The organism is Amnimonas aquatica, assembly GCF_002943415.1.
Lineage (GTDB): Bacteria > Pseudomonadota > Gammaproteobacteria > Pseudomonadales > Moraxellaceae > Perlucidibaca > Perlucidibaca aquatica_A.
In genome coordinates, this window is sequence record NZ_PTQZ01000032.1 from 1 (window position 1) to 11,478 (window position 11,478).

Annotated in this window: 8 protein-coding genes and 1 pseudogene; 8 read left to right on the plus strand and 1 reads right to left on the minus strand. The window is 68.9% G+C overall.

The genetic code is table 11. The annotated features are described in order from the left end of the window. Positions 1 to 58: 58 nt before the first annotated feature. The 4 genes and pseudogenes from C5O18_RS11230 to C5O18_RS02640 all read left to right on the plus strand — a co-directional run. Positions 59 to 547 (plus strand): annotated as a pseudogene (locus tag C5O18_RS11230) (oxidoreductase); the annotation flags it as partial. A gap of 100 nt (positions 548 to 647) precedes the next feature. Continuing rightward, positions 648 to 1,688, plus strand: coding sequence for an FAD-dependent oxidoreductase (locus C5O18_RS10985; RefSeq protein WP_478209673.1), 1,041 nt, complete (start codon positions 648 to 650; stop codon positions 1,686 to 1,688). Positions 1,689 to 1,907: 219 nt separating this feature from the next. Continuing rightward, positions 1,908 to 2,789, plus strand: coding sequence for an NAD(+) kinase (locus tag C5O18_RS02635; protein WP_105191315.1), 882 nt, complete (start codon positions 1,908 to 1,910; stop codon positions 2,787 to 2,789). Positions 2,790 to 2,815: 26 nt separating this feature from the next. Beyond that, positions 2,816 to 3,088 carry a YeaC family protein gene (locus C5O18_RS02640; protein WP_105191316.1) on the plus strand — a complete coding sequence of 91 codons (273 nt, stop codon included), beginning with the start codon at positions 2,816 to 2,818 and terminating at the stop codon, positions 3,086 to 3,088. Positions 3,089 to 3,410: 322 nt separating this feature from the next. Here the strand turns inward: C5O18_RS02640 and C5O18_RS10310 are convergent, their stop codons facing one another. Next, positions 3,411 to 3,893 (minus strand): DUF6231 family protein, encoded by a 483-nt coding sequence (locus C5O18_RS10310; protein WP_158249245.1) that lies wholly within the window; start codon positions 3,891 to 3,893, stop codon positions 3,411 to 3,413. Between the two features lie 126 nt (positions 3,894 to 4,019). On the opposite strand from C5O18_RS10310, the gene C5O18_RS02655 reads away from it, so the two are divergent. The 4 genes from C5O18_RS02655 (at position 4,020) to rlmKL (ending at position 11,030) form a co-directional block, all read left to right on the plus strand. Then, positions 4,020 to 4,805 carry a DUF2797 domain-containing protein gene (locus tag C5O18_RS02655; protein WP_105191319.1) on the plus strand — a complete coding sequence of 262 codons (786 nt, stop codon included), beginning with the start codon at positions 4,020 to 4,022 and terminating at the stop codon, positions 4,803 to 4,805. Next, a complete protein-coding gene (gene pepN / locus C5O18_RS02660; protein ID WP_105191320.1) occupies positions 4,802 to 7,528 on the plus strand; it encodes an aminopeptidase N in 2,727 nt (908 codons plus the stop codon). The genes C5O18_RS02655 and pepN overlap by 4 nt, the downstream gene beginning before the upstream one ends. 122 nt (positions 7,529 to 7,650) lie before the next feature. Beyond that, a complete protein-coding gene (locus C5O18_RS02665) occupies positions 7,651 to 8,745 on the plus strand; it encodes a quinone-dependent dihydroorotate dehydrogenase (protein WP_105191321.1) in 1,095 nt (364 codons plus the stop codon). Next, entirely contained in the window at positions 8,742 to 11,030 is a 2,289-nt protein-coding gene (gene rlmKL, locus C5O18_RS02670) for a bifunctional 23S rRNA (guanine(2069)-N(7))-methyltransferase RlmK/23S rRNA (guanine(2445)-N(2))-methyltransferase RlmL (protein WP_105191322.1), read from the plus strand. The genes C5O18_RS02665 and rlmKL overlap by 4 nt, the downstream gene beginning before the upstream one ends. The last annotated feature ends 448 nt before the right edge of the window (positions 11,031 to 11,478 follow it).

Sequence of the window (11,478 nt, forward strand, 5' to 3'; positions counted from 1 at the left end):
CGGTGGCAAGATCGCCATCCAGCTGCTGCACGCCGGCCGTCAGGCCTGGAACCCGGAGATGGTGGCGCCGTCGGCGAAGAAGTCGCCTATCTATCCGTTCACGCCGCGCGAACTGACGCCGGAAGAGATCGACCAGGAGATCGGCAATTTCGCCAACGCCGCCGCCATGGCCAAGCGCGCCGGCTACGATGGCGTCGAGATCATGGGTTCCGAGGGCTACCTCATCAACCAGTTCCTCACCGAGCGCGGCAACGAGCGCGAGGACGAGTGGGGTGGCAGCTTCGCCAACCGCATGCGCTTCCCGGTCGAGCTGGTGCGCCGCATGCGCGCCGCCGTGGGGCCGGACTTCATCATTGTCTACCGTCTGTCCATGCTCGACCTGGTGCCGGACGGCCAGACCTTCGACGAGGTCATCCTGCTGGCCCGGGCGCTGGAGCAGGCGGGCGTGACCATCCTCAACACCGGCATTGGCTGGCACGAGGCGCAGATTCCCACCATCGCCACGCCGGTGCCGCGCGCGGCCTACACCTGGGTCACGCGCAAGGTGCGCGAAGCGGTGTCGATCCCGGTCGCAGCCTCCAACCGCATCAACATGCCCGATGATGCNGGCCGATCCGGACTGGGTCAACAAGACCGCCGAAGGCCGCGTGAAGGAAATCAACACCTGCATCGGCTGCAACCAGGCCTGCCTCGACAACACCTTCGCCATGCAGCTGTCGAGCTGCCTGGTGAACCCGCAGGCCAGCCACGAGACCGAGCTGGTGTACACGCCGGTGGCGCAGAAGAAGCGCATCGCCGTGGTCGGCGCCGGCCCGGCCGGCCTGTCGTTCTCGTCGGTGGCGGCCGAGCGCGGCCATGACGTGACCATCTTCGACGCGGCACCGGAGATCGGCGGCCAGTTCAATGTCGCCAAGCAGGTGCCGGGCAAGGGCGAGTTCTACGAAACCCTGCGCTACTTCGATGTCATGCTCGACAAGCACGGCGTGCAGCGTCAGCTCGGTCGCCGTGTCGGGCCCGAGGACCTGCGCGATTTCGACGAGGTGGTGCTGGCCACCGGCATCGTGCCGCGCGACCTGCCGCTGGAAGGCTTCCACCACCCGAAGGTGATGGGCTACCTGGACGTGCTGCGCGACAAGAAGCCGGTCGGCCGGCGCGTCGCCATCATCGGTGCCGGCGGCATCGGCATGGACACCGCCGAGTTCCTCAGCCATGACCACGACACCCCGGATGTCACCACCGACATCGACGCCTTCTGCCGCTTCTGGGGTATCGACCAGACCCTGACCGCGCGCGGCGGCATCGCCGGCGTGGAGCCGGAGAGCATGCCCAGCGCACGCGAGATCTACCTGCTGCAGCGCAAGGCGAAGAAGATCATCGGCCCGGGCAAGACCACCGGCTGGATCCATCGCGCCACGCTCATGGCCAAGGGCGTGCACCTGATGCCGGGCGTGCAGTACGAGAAGATCGACGACGCCGGCCTGCACATCCGCCTCGCCGATGGCTCGCTGAAGCTGCTCGAGGTCGACAACGTGATCATCTGCGCCGGCCAGGAGCCGCAGCGCGAGCTGCAGGCCGGCCTGCAGGCGCTGGGCAAGGAGCCGCACCTGATCGGTGGCGCCGATGTCGCCGCCGAGCTCGACGCCAAGCGCGCCATCAACCAGGGCGCGCGCCTGGCGGCAGCGATCTGAGGCCGCGCTGATGCGCCGGCGCCGGGCCAGACGGTCGCGGCGCCGGTGTGCCTGACAAGCCGCCCGGAGCCACGTGCCCCGGGCGGCTTTTTCATGCCGGCACGGGTGCCGCATGGCCCGGCCGGAGACCCCCGGAGACAAGCCCCCATGCCGCGCAATGCCTTTCCGGGGCGGCGCGCAGGCGCTAGACTTCCGTGATCATCACGCAGATGACCCGCCATGGAACTGTTTCGCAACATCGGCCTCATGGGCCGTCCCGGCAACACCGCCGTCGCCGACACCCTCAATGATGTGCAGCGCTACCTCGAAAGCCAGGGCCGGCGTGTCATCCACGAAGAAGACACCGCCGCGCTGGTCGGCCGTACTGACCTGCAGGTGTGTTCGCGGCAGAACCTGGGCGAGGCCTGCGACCTGGTGATCGTGGTCGGCGGCGACGGCTCGCTGCTGCACGCCGGCCGTTCGCTGGCGCGCTCGCGCACGCCGGTGCTGGGCATCAACCGCGGCCGCCTGGGCTTCCTCACCGACGTCGCGCCGTCCGAGATCGAGGCCAAGGTCGGCGCCGTGCTGCGCGGCGACTACGTCGAAGACCAGCGCTTCCTGCTCAGCGTCGAGGTGCGGCGCGAGGAGGGCGTGGACGGCGAAATGCTGGCGCTCAACGATGTCATCCTGCACACCGGCACCACGGTGCACATGATCGAGTTCGAGCTCTACATCGAGGGCCAGTTCGTCTACCGCCTGCGTTCGGACGGCCTGATCGTGTGCACGCCGACCGGCTCGACCGCCTACGCGCTGTCCGGCGGCGGGCCCATCCTGCATCCGCGCCTGGATGCCATCGGCCTGGTGCCCATGCACCCGCACACGCTGAGCAGCCGCCCGATCGTGGTCAGCGGCGACAGCGAGATCAAGATCCAGGTGCTCTCGGACATTCCGCCGCGCGTCAGCGCTGACGGCCAGCCCGGCCAGATGCTGGAGGCCGGCGACTGGGTCTATGTGCGCAAGCACCCGTTCAAGCTGCGCCTGCTGCATCCGCCGGGCAACGATTTCTACGAGGCCTGCCGCACCAAGCTGGGCTGGAGCAGCCACCAGCGCCAGGAATACTGAGCGCGGCCACACCGGAGACACCGAACATGAACGAAGCCGTGCTCGCACGCATGCTGCAAGTGCTCACTCCCGACATCGTGGCCAGCCTGCGCCGCGCCGTGGAGCTGGGCAAATGGCCGGATGGCCGCCGCCTGACCCGCGAGCAGGTCGAGACCTGCCTGCAGGCGGTGATCGCCTGGGAGACCAAACACCTGCCGGAACAGGAACGCAGCGGCTACATCGAGAAGGAAGAAAAGGAAGGCGAGGTCTGCGACGACCCGGCGGTGGTCGCGGAGCAGCAGGTGAAGTTCCTGCACTGACCGGGTTGCCACCGCCGTCACCGTGCCCTGCGGAAAACACGCCGTGAATACATCCCTGTAGGCTCGCGCACGCCATCCCTGGCGTGCGACGGTTTTCCGCAGGGCACGGGGGCGGCGGTGACGGCGATCAGTGCCGGCATTCACGATGGCGTCCGGTCTGCTGACGAGGTGCCGTGATTGCAGTCGAGCTGGTGGATGAGCGCGCCGAAAAACCGTCATGCGCCAGGGATGGCGCATGCGAGCCCCCAGGGAGGGGTTCACGGCGTGTTTTTCGGCGCGCTCATCCACCAGCCGGAGTTATCAACGGTCGCCATGTCGCCACTCACCAGCGATACTTGTTCCAGTTGTCCGGGTTGGCCCAGAAGCGCGGATTGAGCCAGTCCGGCACCGCCTTGTAGGTGCGGATGTCGTAGCTCCAGGCCTCGTACAGCGTGCCGTCCTGCTCGAAGCGGGCCTGGCGCTGCAGGGCGAGGGCGAGCAGGGTGTCATCCTGCCAGCCCCAGGTGGTGACCGGCACGAAGGCCAGCAGCTGGCGCGCGTGCAGGTCGCGCAGCGCCGACAGCAGGTGCAGGGCGTCACGCGGGGCCAGCGTCGGCGGCAGCAGGGTCACGGCCAGCGCGTGGCGCTGCTGCCAGGGCTCGGCCAGCAGCGCGGCCGGTGTGCGCCAGTGCCAGTCGGCGCCGGTGGGCAGGGCATCGGCGGGCGCGTCGGCGATCCAGAGCGCGGAGGCGCCGGCGGGCAGGGCGGACACGGCGTCGCCGAGCAGGTGCCGGCCGGCGCCGGAGAGGTCGAGGGGAGCGGTCATTTGACGATACAGGTGGAAGCAAGCATGCGCGGTACTGTAAGGAAAATGCAGTGTGAACGGAATGGCGGCATCGCCTCCGGGGCATCTGAGCCTGCGTCCGGACCGGCCACGGCCGGGGGCCTGCACATGAGCGAAGCGGACGGCCCGCTGGCGTATTTCCTGCCGCTGGATGACCAGCTGCTGCCCATGAACGGCCTCATCGGCCGGCAGATCGAGATCCGCGCCAGCGAGCGCATCACCTGTGTCGGCTGCGGCAAGTCCAGCAACAAGTCGTTCAACCAGGGCTACTGCTACCGCTGCTTCATCACGCTGGCGGCCTGCGACCTGTGCATCATGAAGCCGGAGACCTGCCACCACCATCTGGGCACCTGCCGCGAGCCGGCCTGGGGCGATGCCCACTGCATGATTCCGCACGTGGTCTATCTCGCCAACTCGACCGGGGTCAAGGTCGGCATCACCCGCGAGACGCAGATTCCGACGCGCTGGATCGACCAGGGCGCGGGCCAGGCGCTGCCGGTCTTCCGTGTCGCGACCCGGCGCCTCTCCGGGCTGATCGAAACCGTGCTGGCGCAGCAGGTGACCGACAAGACCAAGTGGCAGGCGCTGGTGAAGGGCGAGTATGCACCGGTGGATCTGGTCGCCGAACGCGACCGCTTGCTGGCGCTGTGCGCGGACGGGCTGGCCGCCATCGAGGCCGAGTTCCCGGGCCAGGTCGAGCGTCTGGATGCCGTGCCGGTGACGCTGAGCTACCCGGTCGAGACCTACGCCGCCAAGGCGAAATCGTTCAGCCCCGAGAAGGAGCCGGCGCGCGGCCGCCTGACCGGCATCAAGGGCCAGTACCTGCTGTTCGACACGGGCGTGCTCAACGTCCGCAAATTCACCGGATACCAGTGGGAAGTCACCGTCTTATGAAAACCGATCTGCCCGTGGCCGGCCGCAAGGTCTATCTCAAGGACTACACCGTCCCCAACTTTCGCGTGCTCGCCACCGAGCTCACCGTGGAGTTGCTGGCCGACTGCGCCGAGGTTGGCGCGCGCCTCACTTTTTCGCGCCACCCCGAGGCCCCGGCGGATGCGCCGCTGGTGCTGTCCGGCGCCGGCCTCGAACTGCTGTCGTTGGCCTGGAACGGCCGCGCGCTGGCGGATGGCGAGTGGCACTGGGCCGACGAGCAGTGGGTGTTCCCCGGCGCCGGCGACGAGGGCGTGCTGGAAACGCGCGTGCGCATCCGTCCGGATGCCAACCTTGCGCTGGAGGGCCTGTACCGTTCGCACGGCCTGTACTGCACCCAGTGCGAGGCCGAGGGTTTCCGCAAGATCACGCTCTACCCGGACCGGCCGGACGTGCTGGCGCCGTTCCGCGTCACCGTGATCGGCGACAAGGCATCGTGCCCGGTGCTGCTGGCCAACGGTAATTGCGTGGCGCGCGGCGACCTCGAGGGTGGCCGGCACTTCGCCACCTGGGAGGATCCGCACCCCAAGCCCAGCTACCTGTTCGCGCTGGTCGCCGGCGACCTGGCCTGCCTGGAGGACCGCTTCGTCACCGCATCAGGCCGCGAGGTGGTGCTGCAGATCTTCACCGCACCGGAAGACCAGGATAAATGCCGCCACGCCATGGACTCGCTCAAGGCCTCCATGCGCTGGGACGAAGAGAAATACGGCTGCGAGTACGACCTCGACATCTACATGATCGTGGCGGTGTCGCACTTCAACATGGGCGCCATGGAGAACAAGGGCCTCAACGTCTTCAACACCAGCTGCGTGCTCGCGCACCCGGCGACCACCACCGATGCCGGCTTCCAGCGCGTCGAGTCGGTGGTGGCGCACGAGTATTTCCACAACTGGAGCGGCAACCGCGTGACCTGCCGCGACTGGTTCCAGCTCTGTTTGAAAGAGGGCTTCACGGTCTTCCGCGACCAGCAGTTCTCCGCCGACCAGCTCTCCGCCGCCGTGCAGCGCCTGGAGGATGTCGCCTTCCTGCGCACCCACCAGTTCGCCGAGGATGCCGGCCCGCTGGCGCATCCGGTGCGTCCGGAATCCTTCGTCGAGATCAACAATTTCTACACGCTCACGGTCTACGAGAAGGGCGCCGAGATCGCGCGCATGCTGCACACGGTGCTGGGCGCCGAAGGCTTCCGCCGCGGCACCGACCGGTATTTCGCCGACAACGACGGCCGCGCCGCCACCGTCGAGGATTTCCTGGATGCGCTTGGCGCTGCCAACGACCGTGACCTCGTCGACTGGACGCCGCGCTGGCTGCGCTGGTACCGCCAGCCGGGCACGCCGACCGTGCGTGCGCAGGTTGACTGGCGCGCCGATCGCCGCGAGCTGGTGCTGACACTGAGCCAGTCGCAGCCGGCGCTGGCCGGACATCCGCAGCCCGAGCCGCTGCCGGTCCCGGTGCGCGTGGGCCTGGTCGGCGCCGAGGGCGAGCTGACCGCCAGACTGGCCGCCAGACAGGAGGGAACGCCGGATGGCACGAACGAGGCTACTGGCCGTGACTTCCTGCTGCTGCTGAGCGAGCGCGAGCAGCAGTGGACCTTCAGCGAGGTCGCCGTTGCCGCCGGGGATGTGCCGGTGCTGTCGCTGTTCCGCGACTTCAGCGCGCCGGTGAACATCGACTACGCCTGCGATGATGCAGACCTGGCGCGGCTGGTGCGCCACGACGGCAACGGCTTCAACCGCTGGGCGGCGGCGCAGACGCTGGCCACGCGCGAGATACTGGCGCGCTACGCGGCGCTGGCCGCCGGGGCGGGTGAGGGTGGCCCGGCTGCGGATGCCGATCCGGCGCCCGGCGTGCTGGCCGATGCCCTCGCCGGCATCTGGCCGGCGCTGGCGGACAGCGATCCGGCACTGGCGGTGAAGTTGCTGGAGCTGCCCAGCCTCGGCTACCTCGCCGAGCAGGTGGATGTCTACGATCCGCCGCGCCTGCATGCCGCTCGCGAGGCCGTGCTCGCCGCCGTGCTGCAGCCGCTGCTGGCGACGCTGCGCGACATCCTGGCGCGTGGCGACATGCTGCGCCCCTATCATTACGCCGCTGATGACATCGCCGCGCGCGCGCTCGCCCGCACGGCGCTCGACGGCCTGGCGCTGCTGGCGCCGGATGAAGCTGCCGGCATTGCCGCCGAATGGCTGGCGACGTCACCGCACATGACCGCCGAACAGTCGGCGCTGACCCTGCTGGTGCATCACCGGCTCGCCGGCGCCGATGCGGCGCTGCAGCGCTTCCACCAGCGCTGGCGCCACGAGGCGCTGGTGCTGGACCAGTGGTTCGCCACCCAGGCATCGCGCCCGGCGGCGGATGCCGTCGAGGCCGCGCAGGCGCTGCTGGCCCACCCGGATTTCGATGCCACCGTGCCCAACCGCGTGCGCGCGGTGCTGACCCAGCTCGGCATGAACAATCCGGTGGCCTTCCACCGCGCCGATGGCTCCGGCTACGCGCTGCTGGCCGCGCAGATCCGCGAGATCGATGCCCGCAATCCGCAGCTGGCCTCGCGCCTGTCCGGCGTGTTCGGCATCTGGCGCAAGCTCGACGCCGCCCGCCAGACGCTGGTCCGCGGACACCTGGACGCACTGCTGGCCGGCACGCTGTCGCCGGACGTGCGCGAGACGCTGTCGCGGATACGCGGGGAAGGGTGAGGGCAGGGCACGCGACTGGCGGGGAATCACTGCATGCCGACGCAGTGATTCCCCGCTACGGCGTCCGTTGCCTGCCGGCTCGCGTATAATCGCCGGCCTGTCCCCCCGACGAGACCCTGTCCATGTGGTACCCCCTGGCGCGCGCCGCGCTGTTCCGGCTGGATCCGGAAACCGCCCATCACTTCACCCTCAACAGCCTGGCGCTGGCCGAAAAGGCGGGCCTGCTCGGGGTGCTGCCCGCGGTGCCGGAGCAGCCGGTGGAGCTGCTGGGGCTGACCTTCCGCAACCCGGTCGGCCTGTCCGCCGGGCTGGACAAGAACGGCGACTACATCGACGCGCTGGCGGCGCTGGGCTTCGGTTTCATCGAGATCGGCACGGTCACGCCGCGCGCGCAGCCGGGCAATCCCAAGCCGCGCATGTTCCGCCTGCCGCAGGCTGGCGCGGTCATCAACCGTCTCGGTTTCAACAACAACGGCGTCGATGCGCTGGTGCGCAACGTCGAGCGCGCGCGCTACGACGGCATCCTCGGCATCAACATCGGCAAGAATTTCGACACCCCGGTCGAGCGCGCGGAAGATGACTACCTGCACTGCCTGGACAAGGTCTACGCCCACGCCGACTACATCACGGTCAACATTTCCTCGCCCAACACCCAGGGCCTGCGCAGCCTGCAGGGCGAGGAGGCGCTGACGCGCCTGCTGTCGGCGCTGAAGGAGCGCCAGGCGCAGCTGTCCGGCGAGCACGGCCGCTATGTGCCGCTGCTGGTGAAGATCGCGCCCGATCTGTCTCTGGCCGAGGTCGAGGGCATGGCGGCGGTGTTCCGCACGCAGGAGATCGACGGTGTCATCGCCACCAACACCACCATCAGCCGCGATGCCGTGTCGGCGCTGCCGCACGGCCTCGAGGCCGGCGGCCTGAGCGGGCGCCCGGTGCGCGCGTCGTCCACGCGCGTGCTGCGCGAGCTGAACGCGGCGCTCGATGGCGCGCTGCCGCTGATCGGCGTCGGCGGCATCGACAGCGCCGAGGCGGCGGCGGAGAAGGTCCGTGCCGGCGCGTCGCTGGTGCAGGTCTACACCGGGTTCATCTACCAGGGGCCGGGGCTGATCGCCGAGGCCGCGCGCGGCATCAGCGAGGCGCGTGCCGCGCTAGCTCAGGCCGGCGCAGCGGGACAGCAGACCGCTGCCGGCGTGGCCGGCACGCCGGGAGCCGCATCTTGAGCCAGGCAGCCACGGGCAACGGCGACGCCCAGCTGCGCGAATGGATCATCACCGGTGCCGACGGCCTCGACGACCTGCTGGTGGACGAGCTGGTCGCGCTCGGCGCCAGCCGTCCGCGACGCATGAAGGGTGCGGTGTCGGTGCACGGCGACCTCGCCGCCGGTTACCGTTTCTGCCTGTGGTCGCGCTTGGCTTCGCGCGTGCTCATGCCGCTCTTCAGTGTGCCCTCCGGCGATCCCGACAAGCTGTTCCAGACCGCGTTGAAGTATCCGTGGGAGAACGTGCTGCAGCCGGATGCCAGCTTCGCCATCCGCGCCGCTGCCGCCAAGGGCGTGGCCACGCACACGCGCTTCGCCGCGCTGCGCCTGAAGGACGGCATTGTCGACCGCTACCGCCAGCGCACCGGCGATCGCCCGTCGGTCGATGCCGATGACCCCGATGTCAGCTTCCACGTCTTCGTCGAGGAAGAGAACATCTCCGTCACCCTCGATTTCTCCGGCGACAGCCTGCACAAGCGCGGCTACCGCGTGGCGCAGACCGATGCGCCGCTGAAGGAGAACCTGGCCGCCGCCATGCTCATGCAGGCCGGCTGGCCGGCGCGCGGCAGCGGCCGCCTGTTCGATCCGCTCTGCGGCTCCGGCACGGTGCTGATCGAGGCCGCGCTGATGTACGCCGACGCTGCGCCCGGCCTGGCGCGCATCCGCTTCGGCTTTGAGGGTTGGGCTGGCCACCAGACCGTGCTCTGGCGCGAACTGCGCGATGACGCCGTGGCGCGCCGCCTCGCCGGCCTGCGCAAGTCCGTGCCGCAGCTGGTCGGTTTCGATGCCGACCGGCGCGCGCTCGCCTGCGCCCGCCGCAATGCCCAGTCCGCCGGCGTCGCCGGCTGGATCACTTTCGACGAGCAGAGCGTCGCTGACTGGCGGCTGCCACCCGAGTGGGCCGATGCGGGCAGCGTGCCGGTCGCCACGGACGCAGCGGGTGATGCCGCACCGGCAGGGCAGGTGCCCGGTCTGGTCGCCACCAACCCGCCCTACGGCGAGCGCCTGGGCGAAGAGAACAACATCCGCTACCTGTACCGCGCCATCGGTCGCAAGCTGCGCGAGCAGCTGCCGGGCTGGGATGCCGTGGTGCTGGCCGCTGACATCCAGCATGCCGATGCCCTCGGTCTCGAGCACAAGGCCACGCTGCGGCTGTTCAACGGCGCGCTGCCGATCTTCGCCCGCCACGGCGGCATCCTGCCGGCCGAGCCGGAGTTGCCGCTGCAGTTCAACGGCACGCTGGAGGACATTCCGCCCGAGGGCATGGACCTGGCCAACCGCCTGGTGAAGAACCTGAAGGCGTTCCTGAAGGAAGCCGCGCGCGAGGACGTGCGCTGCTTCCGCCTCTACGATGCCGACCTGCCCGAGTTCAATGTCGCCATCGACGTCTACGACGGCCGCCTGCATGTGCAGGAGTACGCGCCGCCGAAGTCGGTCGATCCCGAGAAGGCCGTCGCGCGCTTCAAGCTCGCGCTGCTGGTCATCCGCAAGGTGCTGGGACTGCATCGCGACAAGGTCTTCCTCAAGGTGCGCGAGCGCCAGAGCGGCAAGCAGCAGTACGAGAAGCAGGGCAAGGGCGGCAAGTTCTTCGAGGTGCGCGAGGGCAGGGCGCGGCTGCTGGTCAACCTCACCGACTACCTCGACACCGGCCTGTTCCTGGACCACCGGCCCATGCGCCTGCGCCTGGCCGCCGAGGCGCGCGATACGCACTTCCTCAACCTGTTCGCCTACACCGGCACCGCCAGCGTGCATGCCGCGCTGGGCGTCGCCGCTGACGAGGCCGATGACGGGCGTGGCGTGGCGGCGCCGGATACCGGTGCGCTGACCACGACCACGGTCGACATGTCGGCCACCTATCTCGCCTGGGCCGACCGCAACCTGGCGCTCAACGGCCTGCCCGAGGAGCGGCACCGGCTGATCCAGGCCGATGTCATGGCCTGGCTGCAGGACGAGCAGGACGACTACGACCTGATCTTCGTCGACCCGCCGACCTTCTCCAACTCCAAGCGCATGGACGATGTCTTCGACGTGCAGCGCGACCATGTCCGCCTGCTGCGGCTGGCCATGGCGCGCCTGACGCCGGACGGCACGCTGTACTTCTCCAACAACTTCCGCAAGTTCCAGCTCGACGAGGCGCTGGCGGCCGAGTTCGAGGTCGAGGAGATCAGCGAGCAGACCATCGGTTTCGATTTCGCCCGCAACGCGAAGATCCATCGCTGCTGGCGTCTGCGCCACCGCGCCGGCTGACGGCGCGTGGTCGGCCGGCATGCGATTGTTGTGTAACAAATAATTATTTTGTGTTAGCGGACCCGCGTGGAATAAGTTAACTTCACGAATCAGCCAGATGTCGTATTTCGGGGTGCCATGCATGCCGACATGCGACAGGGCGTTTCCGGTCGCGGAAATGTGTTTGCACGGATGCAGCGTCAGGGGTCGACCTTCCCTCCGGCCCCGAATTCTTCCCCGATGCCCGCGCATGCCCCCGACCTCCTGATTTCCGGTATTCGGGAGTGAACGAATGCGTGTCTATGCGGGACGGATGCTGTTGCTTGTCTTGACCATGCTGACGGTCGTGCTGACCGGCTGTGGTGATGGCGCGAAATCGAAGCCGACGGTGAAGTCGGTCGAGGTGACCACGGCGGATGGCGTCGATGCCAGCCTGGCCAAGGGAACCTCCCTGCAGCTCAAGGCCACG

Bases quoted from the DNA above. Each gene is read 5' to 3' on its own strand.
- C5O18_RS02635 (WP_105191315.1), top strand. From the start codon at position 1,908: ATGGAACTGTTTCGCAACATCGGCCTCATGGGCCGTCCCGGCAACACC.
- pepN (WP_105191320.1), top strand. From the start codon at position 4,802: ATGAAAACCGATCTGCCCGTGGCCGGCCGCAAGGTCTATCTCAAGGAC.
- C5O18_RS02640 (WP_105191316.1), top strand. From the start codon at position 2,816: ATGAACGAAGCCGTGCTCGCACGCATGCTGCAAGTGCTCACTCCCGAC.
- C5O18_RS10310 (WP_158249245.1), bottom strand. From the start codon at position 3,893: ATGACCGCTCCCCTCGACCTCTCCGGCGCCGGCCGGCACCTGCTCGGC.
- C5O18_RS02665 (WP_105191321.1), top strand. From the start codon at position 7,651: ATGTGGTACCCCCTGGCGCGCGCCGCGCTGTTCCGGCTGGATCCGGAA.
- C5O18_RS02655 (WP_105191319.1), top strand. From the start codon at position 4,020: ATGAGCGAAGCGGACGGCCCGCTGGCGTATTTCCTGCCGCTGGATGAC.